Below are 23,963 nucleotides of genomic sequence, written 5' to 3'. Positions count from 1 at the left end.
AGTCTGCCATCTTGTCGGTACAAATGCACCGTGGGGTGTGCCACGGGGCATACCATCTGCGGATGCAACGGCTCAGTGGTCTCGACGCCAGTTTCCTGTACCTGGAAACCTCCTCCCAGCCGATGCATGTTTGCTCGATCATGGAGCTGGATACCTCGACCATGCCCGGCGGCTACACCTTTGACCGGCTGCGCGATGCCATGTCGCTGCGCATCAAAGCGATGCCCGAGTTCCGGGAAAAGATTGCCAACAGCCCGTTGAACCTCGACCACCCGGTCTGGGTCGACGACGAGAACTTCGAGCTCGACCGCCATCTGCACCGCATCGGGCTGCCAACGCCCGGCGGGCGCGCGGAGATGTCGGAGATCTGCGGCCACATCGCATCGCTGCCGCTGGATCGCAGGCGGCCGCTGTGGGAGATGTGGGTCATTGAAGGCGTGGCCGGCACCGATTGCCACCACAAGGGCCGCATCGGGGTGATGACCAAGGTGCATCACGCCGGGGTCGACGGGGTGACCGGCGCGAACCTGCTGTCGCAGCTGTGCACCACCGAACCCGACGCGCCGGCGCCGGAGCCCGTCGACGGCGTTGGCGGTGGCAGTGGCTGGCAGATCGCCGCGGGCGGGCTCCTCAGGTTCGTCACCCGGCCGCTGCAGCTGGCCAACGTGTTGCCCGAGACAGTGAACTCCGTGGTCGCCACGGTGCTGCGGGCCCGTGACGGCCTGACCATGGCGCGCCCGTTCGCCGCGCCGCGAACCGTGTTCAATGCCAGCGTCAGCGGCCGTCGCAACATCGCCTATGCCCAACTGGACCTCGAAGACGTCAAGACGGTAAAAGACCAGTTCGGCGTCAAGGTCAACGACGTGGTGATGGCGCTGGTATCCGGGGTGCTGCGGCAATACCTGGCCGAGCGGAATTCGCTGCCGGACACGTCGCTGGTGGCCTCGGTGCCGGTGTCGGTGCACGGCAAGTCCGATCGCCCCGGCCGCAATCAGGTTTCGGCGATGTTCGCCAGCCTGCATACCGAGATCGCCGACCCGATACAGCGGCTCAAGGCAATCGCCGAAGCGAATTCGGTTGCCAAGCAACACAGTTCGGCCATCGGGGCCACACTGTTGCAGGACTGGACGCAGTTTGCCGCCCCGGCCGTCTTCGGGATCGCGATGCGGTTCTACGCCAGCACCCGGCTGACCGAGAGCCTGCCGGTGCACAATCTGGTGGTCTCCAACGTGCCGGGACCGCAGATTCCGCTGTACATGCTGGGTTGCGAGGTCAAGGCGATGTATCCGCTGGGGCCGATCTTTCACGGCTCGGGACTCAACATCACCGTGATGTCATTGAACGGCAAGCTCGATGTCGGGCTCATCTCATGCCCTGACCTGCTGCCAGACCTGTGGGAGATGGCCGACGAGTTCGCCGTGGGAATGGAAGAATTGCTGGCAGCAATCCGCTAATCGGCCGCTCACCAGCATCTTGGGCCTTCTCTGGCACCATAGGGTGCCATGTGCCTGTCTCGCCGCGACACATTCGCGCGCACGCTGCTGATCTGGACCGCGATCGCGGCCGTCGCGCTGGTTTCCGCGGGCTGCATCCGCGTGGTCGGCGGCCGGGCCCGCATGGCCGAGCCGAGGCTGGGCCAGCCGATCGAGTGGACTTTGTGCCGCTCCTCGAATCCGGGAGTGAAGATCCCCGGCGGCGCACTGTGCGGCAAACTCGCCGTGCCCGTCGATTACGCGCATCCCGATGCGGACGTGGCAACGCTGGCGCTCATCCGCTTTCCGGCGACGGGCGACAAGATCGGCTCTTTGGTGATCAATCCCGGCGGTCCCGGGGAATCGGGCATCGAGGCCGCGCTGGGCGTCTTCCAGACGTTGCCCAGGAAGGTCCATGAGCGGTTTGACCTGGTCGGGTTCGACCCGCGCGGAGTGGCGGCGTCGCGACCGGCGATTTGGTGCAATTCCGACGCCGACAACGACCGGTTGCGCGCCGAGCCGCAGGTCGACTACAGCCCGGCGGGAGTGGCGCGCATCGAAGACGAGACCAAACAATTCGTGCAGCGCTGCGTGGACAAGATGGGCAAGAACTTCTTGGCCAACGTCGGCACCGTCAACGTGGCCAAGGACATGGACACCATCCGCGCGGCGCTGGGCGACGAGAAGCTGACCTACCTGGGCTACTCGTACGGCACCCGGATCGGCTCGGCCTACGCCGAGGCCTTCCCGAAGCGGGTGCGGGCAATGATTCTCGACGGCGCGGTGGATCCCAACGCCGATCCCATCGAGGCAGATCTGCGTCAGGCCAAGGGTTTTCAGGACGCGTTCAACGACTATGCCGCCGACTGCGCCAAGGGTTCCAGCTGCCCGTTGGGCACCGACCCGGCCAAAGCCGTCGACGTTTACCACAGCCTGGTCGACCCGCTGGTCGACCCAAACAATCTATGGGTGAGCCGGCCGGCCAAGACCAACGACCCGCGCGGACTGAGCTATAGCGACGCCATCGTGGGCACCATCATGGCCCTGTACTCACCGAGCCTGTGGCACCACCTGACCGACGGCCTGTCCGAGCTGGTCGACCATCGCGGCGACACCATGCTGGCGTTGGCCGACATGTACATGCGCCGCGATTCGAAGGGCCATTACAACAACTCCACCGACGCGCGGGTGGCGATCAATTGTGTTGACCAGCCACCGATTACCGATCGCGCCAAGATCATCGACGAGGACCGGCGCTCGCGCGAGGTGGCGCCGTTCATGAGTTACGGCAAGTTCACCGGTGACGCTCCGCTGGGGTCCTGCGCGTTCTGGCCGGTGCCGCCGACCAGCAAGCCGCATGTGGTCTCGGCGCCGGGCCTGGCTCCGACCGTCGTCGTGTCCACGACTCATGACCCGGCCACGCCGTATCAGGCCGGGGTGGATCTGGCCAACCAGCTGCACGGCTCCTTGTTGACCTTCAATGGAACCCAGCACACGGTGGTGTTCCAGGGCGAAAGCTGTGTCGACGACTACGCGACGGCGTATCTGATCAACGGCACCACGCCGCCCGCCGGCGCCACCTGTTAGTTCGCCGGGCGCGACAACACGCTCGCCGAGAACGAGATGAGATCAAGGCGTGACCGTTTCGCGCCTCCACGCGGTACTGACGGGTGACAAGATCAACGGCCATGTGGCGCCTGAGAACGTTGAGCTCGGCGCTGCTGTCAGTTGGTTTGACGCTCGGCGGACAATCGGCTGGACTGCCGTCGGCCGGCGCGACCCCGGGACCCGACACCGGTCAGACGCAGAGCCCAGCGGCCCCAGTCGCGGTGCCGCAACAGAATTGGGGCTCCTGCCGCACCTTCGTCGATGACGTCGCCGACATTCCCACCGCTCAGTGCGCGACGGTGTCGGTTCCGGTCAACTACGACAAACCCGGTGGGGCACAGGCCAAACTGGCGGTGATCCGCATTCCGGCGACCGGCCAGCGGATGGGATCGCTGTTCGTCAATCCGGGTGGCCCGGGAGCGTCCGCGGTCGACATGGTGGCCGGGATGGCGCCCGAGCTCAAGGACACCGAAATCGCCCGCAATTTCGACCTGGTGGGCTTCGACCCCAGAGGCGTCGGCCACTCGACGCCGGCGTTGCGGTGTCGCACCGACGCCGAGTTCGACGCCTACCGGCGCGACCCGATGGTCGACTACAGCCCGGCCGGGGTGGCCCACATCGAGCAGGTCTACCAGGAATTGGCCCAGCATTGCGTCGACCGGATCGGCCAAGAGTTCCTGGCCAACGTCGGCACCGCGTCGACCGCCCGCGATATGGACATGGTCCGCCAGGCGCTGGGCGACGAGCAGCTCAACTACCTCGGCTACAGCTACGGCACCGAGCTGGGTACGGCTTACATCGAGCGATTCGGTGCGCACGTGCGGGCGATGGTCCTCGACGGCGCCATCGACCCGACCGTCGGGCCGATCGACGAAACCATCAACCAGATGGCCGGATTCCAAACGGTTTTCAACGACTACGCCGCGGACTGCGCCAAGTCGGCGGCCTGCCCGCTGGGCACCGACCCGGCCCAGTGGGTCGCCCGGTACCACGCTCTGGTCGACCCGCTGGTGGCCAAGCCGGGCAAGACGTCCGATCCGCGCGGCCTCAGCTACGCCGACGCGACCACCGGCACCATCAACGCGCTCTACACCCCGAGCCACTGGAAGTACCTGACCAGCGGTCTGGTCGGATTGCAGCGCGGCACCAACGCCGGCGACCTGCTGCTGCTCGCCGACGACTACCAGGGCCGGGATCGCCAGGGGCACTACGACAACGACCAGGACGCTTTCAACGCGATCCGTTGCGTCGACGCGCCGACGCCGACCGATCCGGCGCCCTGGGTCGCCGCCGACCGCAAGATTCGTGAAGTGGCTCCGTTCTTGTCTTACGGGCAGTTCACCGGGGCGGCCCCGCGGGATCTGTGCGCGATGTGGCCGGTGCCGGCGACCTCGACACCGCACCCCGTGGCACCGGCGGCACCGGGCAAGGTTGTCGTCGTCTCCACCACCCACGACCCCGCCACCCCCTATCAGGCCGGGGTGGATCTGGCTCGCCAGCTGGGCGCCCCGCTGATCACCTTTGACGGGACCCAGCACACGGTGGTGTTCAACGGCAATCAGTGTGTGGACACCGCGGTGGTGCGCTACTTCCTCGACCTGACGCCGCCTGCGGCGAACGTGCGGTGCTGACACGCGGGATGCAAATCCGGTGTCTTAGCAGCTTGCAACGCGTCTGACCGGGCGGCCGTAACACGGAATTAACAGAACGTGCCTACTGTTCGGGTATGGACCGACAGAAGGAATTCGTCCTCCGCACCCTGGAAGAACGGGACATCCGCTTCGTCCGGCTCTGGTTCACAGATGTGCTCGGTTTCCTCAAATCGGTTGCGATCGCACCCGCGGAGCTCGAAGGCGCGTTCGAGGAAGGCATCGGCTTCGACGGATCGTCGATCGAGGGCTTTGCACGGGTATCCGAATCCGACACCGTGGCGCACCCGGATCCGTCGACCTTCCAGGTGTTGCCCTGGGCCACCGCTTCCGGCCATCACCACTCGGCGCGGATGTTCTGCGACATCACCATGCCGGACGGCTCGCCCTCGTGGGCGGACCCGCGTCATGTGCTGCGGCGCCAGCTCACCAAGGCCAACGAACTCGGTTTCTCCTGCTACGTGCATCCAGAGATCGAGTTCTTTTTGTTGAAGTCCGGCCCGGACGACGGTTCGGTGCCCGTTCCGGTGGACAACGCCGGCTACTTCGACCAAGCGGTGCACGACTCGGCCTCGAACTTTCGCCGGCACGCGATCGACGCGCTGGAGTTCATGGGTATCTCGGTGGAGTTCAGCCACCACGAGGGTGCGCCCGGCCAGCAGGAGATCGACCTGCGCTTCGCCGACGCGCTGTCGATGGCCGACAACGTGATGACGTTCCGGTACGTCATCAAGGAGGTCGCGCTCGAGGAGGGTGCGCGGGCGTCGTTCATGCCAAAGCCGTTCGGGCAGCACCCGGGCTCGGCGATGCACACCCACATGAGCCTGTTCGAGGGCGACGTCAACGCCTTCCACAGCGACGACGATCCGCTGCAGCTGTCCGAAGTCGGCAAGTCCTTCATCGCCGGGATCCTCGAGCACGCCTCGGAGATCAGCGCGGTCACCAACCAATGGGTCAACTCCTACAAGCGGCTGGTGCAGGGCGGCGAGGCGCCCACCGCGGCGTCGTGGGGGGCGGCCAACCGGTCCGCCCTGGTACGGGTGCCGATGTACACGCCGCACAAGACCTCGTCGCGGCGGATCGAGGTACGCAGCCCCGACTCGGCGTGCAACCCGTACTTGACGTTTGCCGTCCTATTGGCGGCCGGTCTGCGCGGCGTGGAGAAGGGTTACGTGCTGGGGCCGCAGGCCGAGGACAACGTCTGGGATCTGACCCCAGAGGAACGCCGCACTATGGGCTATCGGGAGCTGCCGTCCAGCCTGGACAGTGCGCTGCGCGCCATGGAAGCTTCCGAGCTCGTCGCGGAGGCGTTGGGGGAGCACGTTTTTGATTTCTTCCTGCGCAACAAGCGCACCGAGTGGGCCAACTACCGCAGCCACGTCACGCCGTACGAGCTGAGCACCTACCTGTCGCTCTAGCTCGGCGACGGCGAGCGCCGGAACGGCGCGAGTAAGGAGCCGGGCAATCCGGCTCTAGCCCGGCGACGGGGAGCGCCGGAACGGCGCGAGTAAGGAGCTGGGCAATCCCACTCTAGACCGCATTTGGACGGTCGCGGCTTGCGCTACCGTCATGTCGTGACCAAACCCGCCACGCAGCGACCCAAGCTGCCCAGCGTCGGCCGGCTTGGCTTGGTCGATGCCCAGGCCGAGGCGCGGCTGGCGCAACTGGGCTGGACCGATCGCGACGACGAGGCCCACATCGACCTGCTCTGGTCGCTGTCGCGGGCCGCCGACGCCGATGCCGCGCTGCGCGCCATGGTCCGCCTGGCCGAGAACCCGGACACCGGATGGGACGAGCTGAACGCGGCCGTGCTCAGCGAACGCAGTCTGCGCGGCCGGCTGTTCGCCGTGCTGGGTGCATCGCTGGCGTTGGGTGACCACCTGGTGGCCAACCCGCAATCGTGGAAGCTGTTGCGCGGCAAGGTGAATCTGCCCAGCCGTGATCAGCTGCGCCAGTCGTTCATCGACTGCATCGAGCAGTCGGCGGAGGAGCCGAACTCGCTGCTGCACCGATTGCGCGCCCGTTACCGCGACCAACTGCTGGTGCTGGCCGCACTCGACCTGGCCGCGACAGTCGAGGACGAGCCGGTGCTGCCGTTCACCACGGTCGCCGCGCAGTTGGCCGACACCGCGGACGCCGCCCTGATGGCGGCGCTGCGGGTGGCCGAAGACACCGTGTGCGGGGACCGCGAACGGCCGCGCCTAGCCGTCATCGCGATGGGCAAATGCGGTGCGCGCGAACTGAATTACGTCAGCGACGTCGACGTGATCTTCGTCGCCGAGCGCGCCGACCCACTGAGCATTCGTGTCGCCGGCGAGATGATGCGGGTGGCCTCGACCGCGTTCTTCGAGGTGGATGCCGCGCTGCGCCCGGAAGGCCGCAGCGGCGAGCTGGTCCGCACGCTGGAATCGCACCTCGCCTACTACCAGCGCTGGGCCAAGACCTGGGAGTTCCAGGCGTTGCTGAAGGCCCGCCCGGCGGCCGGCGACCCAGAACTCGGCGAGCGCTACGTGACGGCGCTCATGCCGATGGTCTGGACGGCATGCGAGCGGGAAGACTTCGTGGTCGAGGTGCAGGCCATGCGGCGCCGCGTCGAACAGCTGGTACCCGCCGAAGTTCGCGGCCGGGAACTCAAACTCGGCAGTGGCGGCCTGCGCGACGTCGAGTTCGCCGTGCAGCTCTTGCAGCTGGTACACGGCCGGCGCGACGAGTCGCTGCATGTGGCGTCGACGGTGGACGCGGTGGCGGCGCTGAGCGAAGGCGGGTACATCGGACGTGAGGACGCGGCGAACCTGACCGCCTCCTATGAGTTCCTCCGTCTGCTCGAACACCGGCTGCAGCTGCAACGGCTCAAACGCACCCACCTGCTGCCCGAGCCCGACGACGAAGAGGCGGTGCGGTGGCTGGCGCGTGCCGCCCACATCCGGCCCGACGGCCGCCACGACGCGGCCGGGGTATTGCGTGAGGAACTCAAGCACCAGAACGTGCGGGTGTCGCGCCTGCACTCCAAGCTGTTCTATCAGCCGCTGCTGGAATCGGTCGGGCACGCCGGCCTGGAGATCGCCCACGGCATGACGTCGGAGGCCGCCGAGCGTCAGCTGGCCGCCCTGGGTTACGAGGGTCCGCAGACCGCCCTGAAACACATGTCGGCGCTGGTCAATCAGAGCGGACGGCGCGGACGGGTGCAGTCGGTGCTGCTGCCCAGGTTGCTGGACTGGATGTCCTATGCGCCGGATCCCGACGGCGGGCTGCTGGCCTACCGGCGACTCAGCGAAAGCCTGGCCACCCAAAGCTGGTACCTGGCGACCCTGCGCGACAGGCCCGCGGTAGCCAGGCGGCTCATGCACGTGCTCGGCACCTCCGCCTACGTCCCGGACCTGCTGATGCGCGCACCGGAGGTGATCCAGCATTACGGCGACGGGCCGTCGGGACCGAAGTTGCTCGAGACCGGACCAGAGGCGGTGGCCCGAGCGCTGATCGCCTCGGCCGGCCGCCATTCCGAGGCAGATCGCGCGATCGCCGCCGCGCGCACGCTGCGCCGTCGAGAACTGGCCCGCATCGGTTCCGCGGACTTGCTGGGACTGCTCGAGGTGATCGACGTCTGCCGGGCGCTCACCTCGGTGTGGGTGGCGGTATTGCAAGCCGCCCTTGATGCGGTGATCCGGAACAGCCTTCCCGCAGACGGCCGGGCACCGGCGGCTATTTCGGTCATCGGCATGGGCCGGCTGGGTGGCGCCGAGCTGGGCTACGGATCGGACGCCGACGTGATGTTCGTCTGCGAGCCGGCCGGCGGCGTGGATGATTCGCAGGCGGTGAAGTGGTCGACGTCGATCGCCGAACAGGTTCGCACGCAGTTGGGAACACCCAGCGTCGACCCGCCGCTGGAGGTGGACGCCAATCTACGTCCGGAGGGGCGCAACGGTCCGCTGGTGCGCACCCTGGCTTCGTATGCGGCCTATTACGAGAATTGGGCGCAGCCGTGGGAGATCCAGGCCCTGCTGCGCGCGCATGCGGTCGCCGGCGATGCGGAGCTGGGGCAGCGGTTCCTGCTGCTGGCCGATAAGACGCGCTACCCGCCAGGCGGGGTTTCGGCCGAGGCGGTGCGCGAGATTCGTCGCATCAAGGCACGCGTCGAGTCCGAACGGTTGCCGCGTGGGGCCGACCCCAACACGCACACCAAGCTGGGCCGCGGCGGGCTGGCCGATATCGAATGGACCGTGCAGCTGATGCAGCTGCGCCATGCGCACGAGATCCCGGCTCTGCACAACACCTCGACGCTGCAGTCGTTAGACGCGATCGCCGCCGCCGGCCTGGTGCCCGAGGACGAGGTGGATCTGCTGCGCCAGGCCTGGCTGACCGCCACCCGGGCCCGCAACGCGCTGGTGCTGGTGCGTGGCCGACCCACCGACCAGCTGCCCGGGCCCGGGCGGCAGCTCAACGCGGTCGCGGTCGCGGCGGGCTGGCCAAACGACGACGGCGGTGAATTCCTGGACAACTATCTGCGGGTCACCCGTCGGGCAAAAGCGGTGGTGCGCAAGGTATTCGGGACTTGAATAAGAGAGGATGGCCGGATTGGACGCCACGTTTGAGGTCCTGAGCGAGGACGAGCTGGAGCGGGTGACCACCGTGTATGCCCCGCTGGCCGATGCCGTTCGGGAGCTCATCGACGCCACCATCTGGACCCAGGCCGAAGACGAGGTGATCGCCGAGGCGCGCAGCGCAATCGAGGCCGTGACTCGATCCCTGCGTCAGCGGACCCGGCCCTTTCGAATGAGCTATGTCGTCGACGGCCGTCCGTTGCCGCTGGGCAACGCGGCGATCGGGCTGTGCAATCCGGTTGCGCCGCCGCTGGTCGTCCAGCACCAGGGTGGCGCGCGGTGCTGGAGCGAGTTCGTGCTGGGGTCGGCATACGAGGGTCCGCCCGGCCTGGTGCACGGCGGTGTCTCTGCCCTGGTGCTCGACCACATGCTCGGCGAGGCGGCCAGTCAGGGCATGACCAAACCGCTGTACACCGGAACCATCACGTTGAAGTACCTGCGCGGCACGCCACTGGGTCCGCTGCGCTCCGAAGCCTGGATCGACCGCGTGGAGGGCGTGAAAGCCTTTGCGCGCGGGTTCATTTCGGACGATTCCGGCGTGACGGTAGAAGCCGAAGGGGTTTTCATCAAGCCCGCGTGGGCCCGGGAAGCCGAATGAAGTTCTACGTCAGCAGCGCCTTCCTCGACACCGCCGAGATCATCGAAATAGCCAAGGCCGCAGACGAACTCGGCTACGACGGCATCGGGATCCCCGACCACGTCGTCAATTTGGAGACGCTGGACACCCCGTACCCGTACACCAAAGACGGCCAACGACGGTGGCAGCCCTTCACCGACTGGCCCGATCCCTGGGTGCTCGTCGGGGCGCTTGCCCAGGTCACGACGCGGCTGCGGTTTGTCACCACGGTCTACATTCCGGCGATGCGCAATCCGTATTCGGCGGCCAAAGCCATTGGCACCGCGGCAGTTCTGGCGTCGGGCCGGGTCGAGCTGGGCATCGGTGTCGGCTGGTGCCGCGAGGAGTTCGCGTTGATGGGCGAGCAATTCGAGGCCCGCGGCAAACGCACCGACGAAATGCTCGCACTGATGCGGGAGCTGTGGTCTGCCGGCTGGAGCGAATTCGACGGCGAGTTCTATCAGGCACCGAGGCTCGAGATGCAGCCCACCCCGCCGCCGATACCCGTTTACGTAGGTGGGCTCAGTGAGATCGCGTTGCGCCGTGCCGCCCGCCACGACGGCTGGATTGGGGATCTGATCAAGACCGGTCGCGCCATCGACGCGGTGGGCCGGCTGCGCGAATTGCGCAGCGAAAACGGTTTGTCGCTAGACGATTTCACGATTCTGACGCCGCTGACTGACGCCTTCACGGTGGCCGACTATCGGCGCGCCGAGGATGCCGGCATCACCGGCATCATCACCATGCCGTGGATGTTCTACGCCGGGCCGGGCGCCAGTTTGGACGAGAAGATCGATGGCATGGCGCGCTTCCGCAAGGACCTCGCGCTCGACACATAACTGAGGCACACGACTCGCCGCGGGAGCGCGCCCCACGTTATATCTCGCTGACGGATAGCCCGGAAGACAGAACAACCCGCCCGGCGCGTGGCCAGGCGGGTTGTCTGTGTCCGTGACTTATACGTCGTAGTACAACGCGAATTCGTAGGGGTGCGGCCGGATGTTGACCGGCTCAATCTCGTTCTCGCGCTTGAAGCTGATCCATGTCTCGATCAGGTCGGACGTGAAAACGCCGCCCTCGGTGAGGTATTCGTGGTCAGCCTCGAGCCGGTCGATCACCGCGGCCAGCTGGGTGGGAGCCTGCGGAATGTTCGCAGCCTCCTCCGGCGGCAGCTCGTAGAGGTCCTTGTCGACCGGCGCCTGCGGCTCGATCTTGTTCCGGATGCCGTCCAGGCCGGCCATCAGCATGGCCGAGAACGCCAGGTACGGGTTGCCCGACGAGTCGGGGCAACGGAACTCCAGCCGCTTGGCCTTGGGGTTGCTGCCGGTGATGGGGATACGCACACACGCCGAACGGTTGCGCTGGCTGTACACCAGGTTGATCGGCGCCTCGTAGCCGGGAACCAGTCGCTTGTAGGAGTTCACCGTCGGGTTGGTGAACGCCAGCAGCGAGGGCGCGTGGTGCAGCAGGCCGCCGATGTAGTGGCGCGCGGTGTCCGACAGACCGGCGTAGCCCGTCTCGTCGTACATCAGCGGGCTGCCGTCCTTCCACAGCGACTGGTGGGTGTGCATACCCGAGCCGTTGTCGCCGAACAGCGGCTTGGGCATGAACGTCACGGTCTTGCCGGCCTGCCACGCGGTGTTCTTGACGATGTACTTGTACAGCTGCATGTCGTCGGCGGCGTGCAGCAGCGTGTTGAACTTGTAGTTGATCTCGGCCTGACCGCCGGTGCCCACCTCGTGGTGGCCCTTCTCCAGGCTGAAGCCGGCGTTGATCAGGTTGGTCAGCATGGTGTCGCGCAGGTCGACGTAGTGGTCGACCGGGGCCACCGGGAAGTAGCCGCCCTTGGGGCGCACCTTGTATCCGCGGTTGGGGCTGCCATCCTCCTCGGTCGGCGAGCCGGTGTTCCACCACCCGGAGATCGCGTCCACCTCGTAGAACGAGCCGTTGGTGCGCGAATCGAAGCTCACCGAGTCGAAGATGTAGAACTCGGCCTCGGCGCCGAAGTACGCGGTGTCGGCGATGCCGGTGCTGACCAAGTAGTTCTCGGCCTTGCGAGCGACGTTGCGCGGGTCACGCGAGTACGGCTCGAGGGTGAACGGGTCATGCACGAAGAAGTTGAGGTTCAGCGTCTTGGCGGCACGGAACGGGTCGATCTTTGCGGTCACCGGGTCGGGAAGCAGCAACATGTCGGACTCGTGGATCGACTGGAACCCGCGAATCGACGAGCCGTCAAAGGCCAAGCCGTCTTCGAATACGCTCTCGTCGAAGAATGAAATCGGGATCGTGAAGTGCTGCATGGTGCCGGGCAGGTCACAGAACCGCACGTCGACAAATTCGACGTTCTCGTCCTTGGCGAGTTTGAAGACGTCGTCGGGCGTCTTATCCGTCACAGAGTGCTCCTTTACTTGGTGATTCGCGGCCGACGCTAGGGAGCGGTTGTTGCCCGTCAGTCAACCCCGTGTTGCGCAGACGTTACGTGACCACGACGCCCACAAGAGAAATCCGGGTGGCCCCGGGGCCCTATTGTGAAGCCATGGCCGACGAGATCGTAACTGGTATGCCATGGCGGCTGCGCGGGCTGTGCCGATGACGGCGGAATCGCCTCCCGGATACCCCGGCGAAACGCTCGGCCTGCCGCGAACGGGGCCGGGTTCACTGGCTCCGATGGGCCGCCGGTTGGTCGCGTTACTGATCGACTGGCTGATCGCCTATGGCCTGGCCGCGCTGGGTTTAGCGGTAGGCGCCGTCTCCCAGGCGACGTTGTCGACCGTGGTGCTGGTCGTCTGGCTGGTACTGGGTGCGGTGTCGGTGCGTCTGTTCGGTTTCACGCCGGGCCAGTTGGCGCTAGGTCTGACGGTGGCGTCGGTGGACGGGCGGCTTCCGGTGGGGATCGGCCGGCTATTAGCCCGCGGACTGTTGATTGCGCTGGTGGTGCCGCCGCTGTTCACCGATGCCGACGGGCGTGGCCTGCAGGACCGCATTACCGGCACGGCGGTGGTTAGGCGCTGAGCCGTTGCCCAATGTGCACATACTGCGAAAATCGGCGCTGATTTTCGCACTGATTGCACGTTGGATGGACCCGGGCCCGCAGCGTTGGTGGGGCCGCGGGTTACTTGCGGCGCACCGTGCGCTGGACGCCGCGCATCTTGGCGTTGGTGGGCATGGGGCCCTTCGGCATGACTCCGGCGCCGGTACGTGAACCCAGCGCGCCCAGTCGTGACTCCAACGTGTCGATCTGCTTGACGCTGATGTTGGCCGGTAGTCGCGTCAGATGGCGTTCCAGCTTGGCCAGCGGAACTTCGCCGTCGCCGTTGCCGACGATGATGTCGTAGATCGGCACGTCGCCGACCAGGCGCGCGGTGCGTTTCTTCTCCTGGGCCAGCAGCGGCTTGACCCGGGCCGCCGAGCCCTCGGCAACAAAGATGACGCCGGGCCGGCCGATCACCCGGTGCACGGCGTCGAAGTGACCGGTGGCTGCCACACCCGGGGCCACCCGCCACTTGCCACGCATGTTATCCAGCGCCCAGGCCGCCGCGCCGGTTTGGCCTTCGGCTTTGCTGTAGACCGATTTCTGGGCTCGGCGGCCGAAGATGATGAACGCCACCAGCGCGCCCAGCAGCACGCCAAGCGGGATCATCGTGATCATGGTCAACCCGCCCGACCATACCCCGACGCCCACCGACACGCCGACGATCAGCACAAAGGCGCCGATCATATACGGCAGCAGCCGCTTGTCCTCCTTGCGCTGGATGTTGAAGGCCTGCCACAGCTGACTGCGGCGCTGTCGAGCGGCGGCCTTGCCGGCAGCCTTTGCCTGCTGCTTGGCGGCCTTGTTCTCGGCGGCATTACGGGGTTTCGCCATAGTTTTCAAGAATACGTACGGGTGCGAGCCTGCTGGTAAAGCCGTCCGGCCCGGTAAGACGATCGCACCAGCGGGCCGGCCAGAACTCCGGCGAAGCCCAGGCCTTCGGCGTACTGCGCGTGCTCGACGAACTCCGCCGGATGCACCCAACGCTCGACCGGATGGTGGCGTACCGATGGCCGCAGGTACTGGGTGATGGTGACGATGTCGCAGCCGGCCTTGTGCAGGTCGCCCAGCGCGATGCGCACTTCCTCGGGGGTTTCACCCAGACCGAGGATGAGGTTGCTCTTGGAGACCAGACCGGCCGCGCGCGCCGCGGTGATGACGTCCAGGCTGCGCTGATAGCTGAACGCGGGCCGGACCCTCTTGAAGATGCGCGGGACGGTTTCGACATTGTGCGCCAACACTTCTGGACGCGCTTCGAACACCTCCTGCAACCGGCTGGCCTCGCCGTGGAAATCGGGGATCAGCAGTTCGACGCCGGTCTGCGGATTGAGCGCCTTGATGGCGCGCACGGTTTCCGCATACAGCCAGGCTCCACCGTCGGGCAAGTCGTCGCGGGCGACGCCGGTGACGGTGGCGTAGCGCAATCCCATCGTCTGCACGCTCTCGGCCACCCGCCGCGGTTCGTCGCGATCCAGGGCGGCGGGCTTGCCCGTGTCGATCTGGCAGAAGTCGCAGCGGCGGGTGCACTGGTCGCCGCCGATCAGGAAGGTGGCCTCCCGGTCCTCCCAGCATTCGAAGATGTTGGGGCAGCCGGCCTCCTCGCAGACCGTGTGCAGGCCCTCGCGCCGGACCAGGCTCTTGAGCTCGGTGTACTCCGGTCCCATCCGCACCCGCGTCTTGATCCACGGTGGCTTGCGCTCGATCGGGGTCGCAGCGTTGCGCACCTCGAGGCGCAGTAGTTTGCGTCCTTCGGGTGCGACAGTCACTGGACCAGTTTAAGCCGAAGCTGCGCGGGTGGCGGGGTGAGCACGCACCGGCAGCGCACCATCCAGCGCAGCGCAGACGGCGTCGGCGACGGCCGGGCGGATCTCGTCGACGGTAACCCTGCGGCCCAGTTCGGCCGACAACGATGTCACTCCGGCGTCGGTGATGCCGCACGGCACGATCGCGGTGAACGCGCCCAAGTCGCAATCGCAATTGAGCGCAAACCCGTGCAGCGTCGTCGCCCGTGCGACCCGCACACCGATCGCAGCGATCTTGCGTGCGGGCCGGCCGGGCAGCCAGACACCGGAGCGTCCGTCGACGCGGCCTGCGTCCAGGCCGAGCTCGTTGCACACCTGGATCAGCGATTCCTCAAGGCGCCGAACGTAATTGACCACGTCGAGAGGTTCGGCGAGCCCGATGATCGGATAGCCGACCAGTTGCCCCGGACCGTGCCAGGTGATCTTGCCGCCCCGGTCGGTATCTATGACGGGAGTGCCGTCCAGCGGGCGTTCGTGTGGCTCGGTGCGCCGTCCGGCGGTGTAGACAGCGGGGTGTTCCAGCAGCAGCAGGGTGTCGGGGCCGCCGGCGATGCGGGCGTCGGCCAGCTCACGTTGCAGTTGCCAGGCTTCCCGGTAGTCGACTGCTCCGAGCTGGCGCACCGCGAGGGACGCCGCGCTGGAGCGGATGGAAGCCGTCACACCCGCGAGGTTACTCGGCAGCCATCGGGAGCTGCGCCGTTAACCTGCGTCCAATGAACTTCATCGAAATCGTGGATGCGCTTGGCACCGTAGTCGACGGGGTGGGGGTCGCCGTGATCATCGTCGGTGGACTGGTCACCGGCGTGCGCTTCCTCGGACGTATGCTGCGCAAGGCCGACGGAGCCTACCGAGCGCTCCGCGAAAACCTCGGTCGCTCGATTCTGATCGGACTCGAGTTCCTGGTGGCGGGCGACATCATCAAGACGATCGTCGTCACGCCCAATGGTCAAAACGTCGCCGCACTAGCCGGCATCGTGGCAATCAGGACGTTCCTGAGCGTCTCGCTTACCGTCGAGATGACTGGCCGCTGGCCCTGGCAGCGCGATTAGCCGACTTGGTCGATCGTTCAGTCCGGCATGTTCTCGCGCATGTAGTCGATCGCGAGCTTCATCGCGGCCATCTTGATCTTGTTGCGTTCCATCATTTTTGCGTTGTGTTCTTTGATATTGATGGCATAAGGGTTTTCCCGCAGCAGCTTTGCGGCAAAGAGTAGGTTCAGCGCGGTCAGCTCGGCATTGCGGCGCACGTAAGGCGATAGTTCGCCGCCCGCCTCGATATAGCTGGCTCCCGGCCCGGCATCGCCGACCCAATAGAGATCGGTATTGGGCGGCACCGTCACGCCGAAATGCAGCAGGTTTGCAAAGGTATTGGCCACGCAGTCGTGGCTGCCGTCTTCATTACCGGTGACCACGCAGCCGGCGACGGTGCCATAGAGCGGGAATTGCCCGGTGCGTTCGCACATCACCGTCTTCGTCGTGCCGTCGAGCCGCTCGATGACCCGCTGCATCACCGAGGAACGCACTCCCATCCAGATCGGCATCGCGGGCACAATGATGTTGCAGCGCTTGACTTTTTCCAGAATCTGCGGCCATTCGTCGCCGTTGCCCTCGTCGTTTCCGATCCCGGGCGCCACGTTATAGTCGACTACTCGGACGATCTCGGTTTCTATGTCCGGCTCATGTGCTTTGAGCCGTTCGATGAGCAGATTGCACAGCGCTTCGGTGTTGGAAACCGCCGGCCCTTTTTTCAGGGTGCAGTTCAGAAAGAGCGCGTAGAGCGGCCCTTCCTTTTTCATGTCGTGGAAGATCGAGTGCGCCACGCGTCTCTCCAGATGTGTTGATCGGCCGTCTTACCGGAAGCGAAGATTACACGACATACTAATCGTGGTCGCGCCGGGCGGTTGCATAACTGAGCGCCTCGCCAATTGTGTTGTGGTGGAATTGAAAACCGGCCTGCTCCAGGGCTCCGGGAATGGCGCGCTGACCGGTGAGCAGCCCTTCGTCGGCAAACTCGCCGAGGGCGGCGCGCACCGCGAATCCGGGCAGCGCCAATGGGGTCGGGCGGTTGAGTGCCCGGCCGAGTGCGGTGGTGAACTCCGCGTTGGTGACTGGGGCGGGCCCGGTCATGTTGACCGGCCCGGACAGCGTGGGGTGCGAGATGGCGAACAACAGCGCGCGCACCTCGTCTTCGAGGCTGATCCACGACATGTACTGCCGGCCGTTACCCAGCCGGGCTCCGAGGCCCACCGAGAACACCGGTCGCATCATCCGCAGTGCGCCACCCGCGGGGGCCAGCACCAGCCCGGTGCGGGCCAGGACGACACGGGTGCCGTCGTATTGGGCCGGCAGCGTCGCGGCTTCCCAGTCCACGCACAGCTGCGACAGGAAACCGCTTCCCGCAGAGTGGTTTTCGTCTACGACGCGGTCCCGGGTGTTCCCGTAATAGCCGACCGCGCTGGCATTGATCAGGGTTCCGACACCGGCATCGGCGACGGCGGCGGCAAGTACTTCGGTGGGCGTGATGCGGCTGTCGCGCAGGCTCTGTTTGAACGCGCCGGACCACCGGCGCTGGCCGATGTTGACGCCGCATAGGTTGACGACGACGTCGACGTCGGTGAGTACGTCGGGATCGAACTCACCGCTCTCGGGATTCCAGTGCAGTTCTTCGGAATTGGCCGGCGTTCGGCGCACGATGCGCAGTACCGGATGGTCGGCGGCGCGCAACGCCGCGGTCAAAGCCGAGCCGATCATGCCAGACGAACCTGCTATGGCGATAACGGCTTTGGCCACGTTGCGGAGCCCTTTCTAAGCCCTTTCTATGCCCTTTTTGCGCCCTGTTCAAAGCCCTAGATCGGCCTCGAAAGCTCCCTCTTCGAGTCGGTGCTTGACGGTGGTGAGGAAGCGTCCGGCATCGGCGCCGTCGATGAGTCGATGGTCGTAGGTCAGCGGGAGGTAGCAGATCGACCGGACACCGATCGATTCGTTGCCGACCTCGTCGACGACCACCCGTGGCCGCTTGACGATGGCCCCGGTGCCCAGCATCGCCGCCTGCGGCGGAACCAGGATCGGGGTGTCGAACAACGCGCCCTGGCTGCCGATGTTGGTGATGGTGAAGGTGCCCCCGGACAACTCGTCGGGTTTCAGGTTGCCGGACCGGGCACGCGCGGCGATATCGACGATCGCGCGGGCCAGGCCGGCCAGCGACAGGTCGCCGGCGTTGTGGATGACGGGGGAGAGCAGGCCCTGCTCAGTATCGACCGCGAAGCCGAGGTGCTCGGCGTCGTAGTAGGTGATCTCCTTGGTGTCCTCGTTGTAACTGGCGTTGATGTTCGGGTGAATCTTGAGGGCGTCGATCACCGCTCTGGCGAAGAAAGGCAGGAAGGTCAGGTTGACTCCCTCGCGTTCGGCGAAGGAGTTCTTGGCCTTGGCCCGCAACGCCACGATCTTGGTCATGTCGACCTCGTGGGTCTGCGTGAGCTGGGCGGTGGCCTGCAGGGATTCCCGGGTCTTGTTGGCCGTGATCTGACGGATCCGGCTGGCCTTCTGCGTGGTCCCCCGCAGGTGTGCCAGCGCCGGGGCCGGGGTGGGCGCCTTCGCCGGCGGTGCCGAGGCGGGCGCTTGGGCCGCCGGCGCGGGCTTGGCGGGCTCCTTCTTTGCCTCCGCCTTTTGTTCGACCGCCGCCAACACATCTTGCTTGCGGATCCGGCCGCCCACACCGGTACCGGTCACTTCGGCGAGGTCGATGTTGTTCTCGCTGGCCAGTTTTCGTACCAGTGGGGTCACGTACGGAGAACCATCGGATTCCGGCTCAGACTTGGCGGCGGCGGCAGCCGGTGCCGGTTCGGCCCGGGCAGCGGGCTCTGGCTTTGGTTGAGGTTTTGGTTCGGGCTTGGACTCGGCTTTTGGTTCGGGCTTGGGTTCGGGTTCAGCTTCCGGCTTGGGTTGCGGTTCGGGCTCGGCTTTCGGAGCCGGTGCGGCGGCGCCGGACTCGGAACCGGAGCCGATCCGCGCCAATTCACCGCCGACCTGGACAACGTCGTCCTCCTCGGCGGTGATGGTGACCAGAACGCCGGCCACCGGTGACGGGATTTCGGTGTCCACCTTGTCGGTGGAAACCTCCACCAGCGGCTCGTCGACCTGAACCGAATCGCCGACCTTCTTCAGCCAGCGCGTCACGGTGCCTTCGGTCACCGACTCGCCCAGCTCGGGCATCAGCACGGGTTTGGTGTCGCCGCTGGGCGGTTGATCGGATTTGGCTTGGGCAGGCGCCTCTTGCGGCTCGGGCTTTGTCTCTTGTTCGGGTTCGGGTTCCCGCTCGGGTTCGGGCTCGGGCTCGGCTTCCTGCGTGGGCTGCTCTGCCGCCTGGCCGTCACCTGCGGAACCGTCCGCGGCGTCGCCGATCACGGCGAGCTCCCCGCCGACCTCGACCGTGTCATCCTCCTGGGCGACGATCTTGGTCAGCACGCCGGCGGCCGGCGACGGAATTTCGGTGTCGACCTTGTCGGTCGACACTTCGACCAGAGGCTCGTCGATTTCGACCGTGTCACCTTCCTGCTTGAGCCAGCGGGTGACGGTCCCTTCGGTGACGCTTTCACCAAGTGCCGGCATCTGGACTGAGAAGGCCATCTCTATTGACTCCTGGATCGTCGTCGGTCGGCACAGGTCGATCTCTGGCTTACCACACCGTCGCGAACCGGGTGCGGAACCCAACTAGATGTCGAAACTATCCTGTCACTGCGCCTTTGTCGGCGCACAGTCAGGGCCGGATGACTGTCGGGGGCCCTTGCTACGGTGTGGCGACCACAAGATAAGAGCAAGTCGCGGGTCGGGCGGAGGTCCTCGGAGGTCTAATGTCGGCAACAAAACAGGCACCCCAGCAGTTCGTCGACAGCGCCGACGGCACTCGAATCGCGGTATACGAAGAGGGCAACCCCGGGGGCCCGACCGTGGTGCTGGTGCACGGCTTTCCCGACTCGCATGTGTTGTGGGACGGTGTCGTTCCGCTGTTGGCACAGCGGTTCCGGATCATCCGCTACGACAACCGGGGGGTGGGGCTGTCGTCGGTGCCCAAGCCCGTTTCCGCCTACACCATGGCCCGTTTCGCCGACGATCTCGCCGCGGTCATCGGCGAGCTGAGCCCCGGCCAGCCGGTCCATGTGCTGGGCCACGACTGGGGTTCGGTCGGCGTGTGGGAATACCTGCACCGCTCCGGTGCCGGCGACGGGGTCGCCTCGTTCACGTCGGTGTCGGGTCCAAGTCAGGACCAGCTGGTCAACTACGTGTTGGGCGGTCTGCGGCGGCCGTGGCGCCCACGCACCTTCGTCCGGGCGATCAGCCAGGCCCTGCGGTTGAGCTACATGGTGCTGTTCTCGATACCGGTGCTGGCGCCGCTGGTCCTGCGGGTGGTGCTGTCGAGCGCTGCCGTCAGACGCAACATGGTCGACAACATCCCCGACGACCAGATCCATCATTCCGACAAATTGGCCAGCGATGCCGCCCACTCGGTCAAGACGTATCCCGCCAACTATTTCCGATCGTTTTCCGGCAACCGCCGGGTGCACGTCGTCGATGTGCCGGTGCAGCTCATCGTCAACACCAGGGATCCTTATGTGCGGCCCTACGGGTACGACGAGACCGCGCGCTGGGTGCCGCGGCTGTGGCGGCGCGATATCAGGGCCGGTCACTTCTCGCCGATGTCGCACCCGCAGGTGATGGCGGCCGCGTTACACGACTTCGCCGACCTCGCCGAAGGCAAGCCGCCAAGCCGCGCGTTGCTGCGTGCCCAGGTGGGCCGCCCGCGCGGATACTTCGGCGACACCCTGGTGTCGGTCACCGGTGCAGGCAGTGGAATCGGCCGGGAGACCGCGCTGGCCTTCGCGCGCGAGGGCGCCGAATTGGTCATCAGCGATATCGATGAGGCCACGGTCAAGGAAACGGCCGCGGAGATCGCCGCACGCGGCGGCATCGCGCACGCCTACGTGCTGGATGTGTCGGATGCCTCGGCGGTCGAGGCGTTTGCCGAGCGAGTCAGCGCCGAGTACGGCGTCCCCGACATCGTGGTCAACAACGCCGGTATCGGGCAGGCAGGGGCCTTCCTGGACACGCCCGCCGAGCAATTCGACCGCGTTCTGGACATCAACCTGGGCGGCGTGGTGAACGGTTGCCGGGCGTTCGGACAGCGCCTGGTTGCGCGGGGAACCGGCGGGCACATCGTCAACGTGTCGTCGATGGCCGCATACGCGCCGCTGCAATCGCTCAGCGCCTACTGCACCTCCAAGGCGGCGACGTACATGTTCTCCGACTGCCTGCGTGCCGAGCTCGACGCCGCCGGTGTCGGGTTGACCACGATCTGCCCCGGGGTCATCAACACCAACATCATCCAAGCCACCCGCTTCGACGCACGGATCGACAAGAGTGAGCAGGTCGATGACCGGCGCGGGCAGCTGGAGAAGATGTTCGGGTTGCGCAGCTACGGACCGGACAAGGTTGCCAATGCGATCGTCTCAGCGGTGAAGAAGAACAAGCCGATCCGTCCGGTCACCTTCGAGGCATACGCGTTGTACGGCCTTTCCAGGGTGCTGCCGCAGGCACTGCGCAGTACGGCCCGGATGCGGGTGATCTGACCTCAGACTCCCGTCGCGGCGCCTTCGTTGCGCCGGACCAGCAGCGCGCCCGCTATCCCGACGAACCCGATAACCGCCAGCGGGATGGTCCACATGCGCCGGCCCGATACGGCCGATTCACATTGGGCAACGAAGTCGGTGTGCGGGACAATCTGGTTGAGAATCGGGATGTTGGCCCCGCTTTGATCGTTGGCCGCCCTGGCCCCTGAAAGATCCGCCGCAATCCCGTTTCCGCAGGAAACGGAGCCGCCGTTGCTGTTGGACACCGTCACCGGCACCAAAAGCCCAATTACGCCGGCCACCAGCAGCACGGCGCTTACCGCGATGATCAACCGTCGTACAGTCACAATCCGGCCTTTCCCGTTGGTTTTTGTCGTGGGTTAAGTAGCCGCGCCGCCGAGCGGCTAAACCTGAAAAAGTTTGCCAGCGAATTGAACTGTCCGGTTTCGTAGTACTTTCCCGGCGGCCGGGTATCCCCCGGAGATCGTGTTCGACACCGGGAGGATTTGATGACCGCGACTCAAGAACTGGCCGCCGTTCGCGAGGTGGAGGCATCCCGTCAGGCCGTGTGGGATGTCCTGGCCAACGGCTGGACCTACTCGCAATGGGTGGTGGGCAACAGCCGGACCCGTGCCGTCGACTCGCAGTGGCCGGAGCCCGGGTCGGCGATCCGGCACTCGATCGGGGTGTGGCCGTTGGTGATCAACGACCAGACCGTCGTCGAGAGTTGCACCCCGGGAGAGGAATTGGTGCTGCATGCCGGACTCGGCTTGTTCGGCGCCGCACGGATAACGATGCGCCTGAGCGAAATCCCGGGTGGATGCCGGGTAGCGATGATCGAGGCGCCGGTCGAAGGGGTGATCGGCCTGATTCCGGATCGGCTGGCCCTGGTTGGCATCTACCCGCGCAACCGGGAATGCCTGCTGCGTCTTGCGGCCATGGCGGAACGTTTCGAGCCCAGTCAGGTCCGATAACCGTGGAGTCCGCAGACGCGGTCGTGATCGGCGCCGGACACCACGGCCTGGTAGCCGCGTCCATGCTCGCCGATGCCGGCTGGGACGTGCTGGTGCTGGAAGCCCAGCCCGAAGCTGGCGGTGCGGTGCGCAGCGCCGAGGTCACGCCCGGCTACATCACCGACTTATTCAGCTCCTTTTATCCGATGACAGTGGCCTCACCGGCGATGGCGGCGCTGCAGTTGGAGGACCACGGCCTGCAATGGTCGCATGCCCCTGCGGTGGTGGGGCATCCGCGCAGCGCAACCGATGAGGACCCGCCCGTGCTCTACCGCGATCCGGCGCGTACCGCGGCGGAATTCGAGCGCCGGGAGCGTGCCGACGGTGAAAACTGGTGGCGCGCAGTCGATTTGTGGAACAAGATCAAGTCGCCGCTGCTGGACGCGATGCTGGCGCCGTTTCCGCCGGTGCGGGCGACCATCCAGCTGCTCCGGCGGCTGGGCACGTCCGAGGCCGTTCGGCTTGCGCATCTGCTGGTGCAGCCGGCCAACACGATGGTGGATCGCCTGTTCGCCGGTGAGGCACCACGAATTCTGTTGCTAGGCAACGCAATGCACGCCGATATCCCACCGGATGCGCCGGGTAGCGGGGTAATGGGTTTCTTGATGACCATGCTCGGCCAGGACTGCGGCTGGCCGGTCCCGGTCGGCGGGTCCGGACAATTGACGGCGGCCCTGGTGAACCGTGCGTGCTCGGCCGGCGCCAAAATCGAGTACAACCAAAACGTTTCGCGCGTCCAGGTGCAAGGCGGGCGTGCGGTCGGGGTGACGACGAGTGCGGGGCGAACGGTTCGTGCTCGCCGGGCGATCGTGGCCGATGTGACGGCGCCGCGACTGTTCTGCGACATGCTGCCCGCTGACGCGGTACCGCGCGCCCTGCGTGGCGAACTCGAGCACTATGTCTGGGATCCGCCCGTGGTGAAGGTCAACTATGCACTCGACGGGCCCATTCCCTGGCGATCGAATAGCTTGCACAGCGTCGGCACGGTACATCTCGGGGCCGACGCGGACGGGTTGGTTCGCTGGATGGCGGACCTCAATACCCGTGTGGTGCCTGAACATCCGTTCATGCTGCTGGGCCAGACCACCACAGCCGATTCGACGCGATCACCGAAGGGGACCGAAAGCGTTTGGGCCTACACGCATTTGCCGCGCAACGTCGCTGACGACACGTCGGCCGAGCGGCTGGCCAAATCGGTGGATCACGTCATCGAAGAACATGCGCCGGGCTTCGCTGCCCGGGTGATACACCGCTTCGTGCAACGCCCGTCGGACTTGGAAGCCAGCGATGCCAACCTGCATCTGGGTGCGCTCAACGGCGGCACCGCGCAACTGCAGCAGATGTTGATCTTCCGCCCGGCGGCCGGCATGGGCCGAGCCGAAACTCCGGTCGAGCGGCTCTATCTGGGCAGCGCGTCGGCAACTCCTGGAGGTTCGGTGCACGGGGCGTGCGGGCGCAACGCGGCCCAAGCCGCCCTGGCCGCCGACGGTGTTACCGGCTGGCCGCGCCGCACGATGCGCCGAGCGGTGACGTCGCTGCTGACCAAGTGAAC

At 66.1% G+C, this 23,963-nt stretch carries 20 protein-coding genes; 12 read left to right on the top strand and 8 right to left on the bottom strand.

Annotation, left to right across the window (positions count from 1 at the left end; genetic code table 11):
* Window positions 1–62 precede the first annotated feature (62 nt).
* From BST12_RS12945 to BST12_RS12915, 7 genes are all read left to right on the top strand, one after another.
* Entirely contained in the window at window positions 63–1,454 is a 1,392-nt protein-coding gene (locus BST12_RS12945; protein WP_083113567.1) for a WS/DGAT/MGAT family O-acyltransferase, read from the top strand.
* A 48-nt stretch (window positions 1,455–1,502) separates the two neighbouring features.
* Complete coding sequence (locus tag BST12_RS12940) at window positions 1,503–3,059, top strand: alpha/beta hydrolase (protein ID WP_083113525.1); 1,557 nt, start codon at window positions 1,503–1,505, stop codon at window positions 3,057–3,059.
* Window positions 3,060–3,160: 101 nt separating this feature from the next.
* Complete coding sequence (locus BST12_RS12935; protein ID WP_083113524.1) at window positions 3,161–4,711, top strand: alpha/beta hydrolase; 1,551 nt, start codon at window positions 3,161–3,163, stop codon at window positions 4,709–4,711.
* 95 nt (window positions 4,712–4,806) lie between these two features.
* A complete protein-coding gene (gene glnA, locus BST12_RS12930) occupies window positions 4,807–6,147 on the top strand; it encodes a type I glutamate--ammonia ligase (RefSeq protein WP_083113523.1) in 1,341 nt (446 codons plus the stop codon).
* A gap of 138 nt (window positions 6,148–6,285) precedes the next feature.
* Window positions 6,286–9,282 carry a bifunctional [glutamine synthetase] adenylyltransferase/[glutamine synthetase]-adenylyl-L-tyrosine phosphorylase gene (locus BST12_RS12925; protein ID WP_211281268.1) on the top strand — a complete coding sequence of 999 codons (2,997 nt, stop codon included), beginning with the start codon at window positions 6,286–6,288 and terminating at the stop codon, window positions 9,280–9,282.
* A gap of 10 nt (window positions 9,283–9,292) precedes the next feature.
* A complete protein-coding gene (locus BST12_RS12920; RefSeq protein ID WP_083113521.1) occupies window positions 9,293–9,925 on the top strand; it encodes a PaaI family thioesterase in 633 nt (210 codons plus the stop codon).
* Window positions 9,922–10,782: a TIGR03619 family F420-dependent LLM class oxidoreductase gene (locus BST12_RS12915; protein WP_083113520.1), complete on the top strand. Its 861-nt coding sequence runs from the start codon at window positions 9,922–9,924 to the stop codon at window positions 10,780–10,782. The genes BST12_RS12920 and BST12_RS12915 overlap by 4 nt, the downstream gene beginning before the upstream one ends.
* Window positions 10,783–10,899: 117 nt before the next feature.
* Here BST12_RS12915 and glnA (BST12_RS12910) read toward each other — a convergent pair whose 3' ends face one another.
* The gene (gene glnA / locus BST12_RS12910; protein WP_083113519.1) at window positions 10,900–12,336 is read right to left on the bottom strand and encodes a type I glutamate--ammonia ligase; all 1,437 of its coding nucleotides are present in this window, start codon (window positions 12,334–12,336) and stop codon (window positions 10,900–10,902) included.
* Between the two features lie 196 nt (window positions 12,337–12,532).
* Between glnA (BST12_RS12910) and BST12_RS12905 the strand changes: the two genes are divergently transcribed.
* Entirely contained in the window at window positions 12,533–12,955 is a 423-nt protein-coding gene (locus BST12_RS12905; protein ID WP_083113566.1) for an RDD family protein, read from the top strand.
* A 100-nt stretch (window positions 12,956–13,055) separates the two neighbouring features.
* On the opposite strand, the gene BST12_RS12900 is transcribed toward BST12_RS12905, so the two are convergent.
* Genes BST12_RS12900 through lipB form a run of 3 tightly spaced genes read right to left on the bottom strand, consistent with a single transcriptional unit; the run spans window position 13,056 to window position 15,436 of the window.
* Window positions 13,056–13,808 carry a DUF4191 domain-containing protein gene (locus tag BST12_RS12900; protein WP_083113518.1) on the bottom strand — a complete coding sequence of 251 codons (753 nt, stop codon included), beginning with the start codon at window positions 13,806–13,808 and terminating at the stop codon, window positions 13,056–13,058.
* Between the two features lie 5 nt (window positions 13,809–13,813).
* Window positions 13,814–14,740 carry a lipoyl synthase gene (gene lipA / locus BST12_RS12895; protein WP_083113517.1) on the bottom strand — a complete coding sequence of 309 codons (927 nt, stop codon included), beginning with the start codon at window positions 14,738–14,740 and terminating at the stop codon, window positions 13,814–13,816.
* Between the two features lie 9 nt (window positions 14,741–14,749).
* Window positions 14,750–15,436 (bottom strand): lipoyl(octanoyl) transferase LipB, encoded by a 687-nt coding sequence (lipB, locus tag BST12_RS12890; protein WP_083113516.1) that lies wholly within the window; start codon window positions 15,434–15,436, stop codon window positions 14,750–14,752.
* 53 nt (window positions 15,437–15,489) lie between these two features.
* Here lipB and BST12_RS12885 point away from each other — a divergent pair, with 53 nt between their 5' ends.
* Complete coding sequence (locus tag BST12_RS12885) at window positions 15,490–15,825, top strand: DUF1622 domain-containing protein (RefSeq protein WP_083113515.1); 336 nt, start codon at window positions 15,490–15,492, stop codon at window positions 15,823–15,825.
* A gap of 17 nt (window positions 15,826–15,842) precedes the next feature.
* Here BST12_RS12885 and BST12_RS12880 read toward each other — a convergent pair whose 3' ends face one another.
* Genes BST12_RS12880 through sucB form a run of 3 tightly spaced genes read right to left on the bottom strand, consistent with a single transcriptional unit; the run spans window position 15,843 to window position 19,401 of the window.
* On the bottom strand, window positions 15,843–16,595 hold the full coding sequence (locus BST12_RS12880; protein ID WP_083113514.1) for a flavodoxin family protein: 753 nt from the start codon (window positions 16,593–16,595) through the stop codon (window positions 15,843–15,845).
* A 58-nt stretch (window positions 16,596–16,653) separates the two neighbouring features.
* Window positions 16,654–17,565: a TIGR01777 family oxidoreductase gene (locus BST12_RS12875; RefSeq protein WP_083113513.1), complete on the bottom strand. Its 912-nt coding sequence runs from the start codon at window positions 17,563–17,565 to the stop codon at window positions 16,654–16,656.
* A 48-nt stretch (window positions 17,566–17,613) separates the two neighbouring features.
* A complete protein-coding gene (gene sucB, locus BST12_RS12870) occupies window positions 17,614–19,401 on the bottom strand; it encodes a 2-oxoglutarate dehydrogenase, E2 component, dihydrolipoamide succinyltransferase (protein WP_083113512.1) in 1,788 nt (595 codons plus the stop codon).
* A gap of 224 nt (window positions 19,402–19,625) precedes the next feature.
* Between sucB and BST12_RS12865 the strand changes: the two genes are divergently transcribed.
* Window positions 19,626–21,398 carry an SDR family oxidoreductase gene (locus BST12_RS12865; protein ID WP_083113511.1) on the top strand — a complete coding sequence of 591 codons (1,773 nt, stop codon included), beginning with the start codon at window positions 19,626–19,628 and terminating at the stop codon, window positions 21,396–21,398.
* Window positions 21,399–21,400: 2 nt separating this feature from the next.
* Here BST12_RS12865 and BST12_RS12860 read toward each other — a convergent pair whose 3' ends face one another.
* The gene (locus BST12_RS12860; RefSeq protein WP_083113510.1) at window positions 21,401–21,745 is read right to left on the bottom strand and encodes an aminopeptidase; all 345 of its coding nucleotides are present in this window, start codon (window positions 21,743–21,745) and stop codon (window positions 21,401–21,403) included.
* Window positions 21,746–21,907: 162 nt separating this feature from the next.
* Here BST12_RS12860 and BST12_RS12855 point away from each other — a divergent pair, with 162 nt between their 5' ends.
* Window positions 21,908–22,372, top strand: a complete 465-nt coding sequence (locus BST12_RS12855) for an SRPBCC family protein (RefSeq protein WP_083113509.1) — start codon at window positions 21,908–21,910, stop codon at window positions 22,370–22,372.
* Window positions 22,369–23,961 (top strand): phytoene desaturase family protein, encoded by a 1,593-nt coding sequence (locus BST12_RS12850; protein WP_083113565.1) that lies wholly within the window; start codon window positions 22,369–22,371, stop codon window positions 23,959–23,961. The genes BST12_RS12855 and BST12_RS12850 overlap by 4 nt, the downstream gene beginning before the upstream one ends.
* Window positions 23,962–23,963: the final 2 nt, after the last annotated feature.

It is taken from the genome of Mycobacterium angelicum, assembly GCF_002086155.1.
Classification (GTDB): Bacteria; Actinomycetota; Actinomycetes; order Mycobacteriales; family Mycobacteriaceae; genus Mycobacterium; species Mycobacterium angelicum.
The sequence above is the reverse complement of the archived record's forward strand: the minus strand, read 5'-3'. Positions and strand labels throughout refer to the sequence as shown.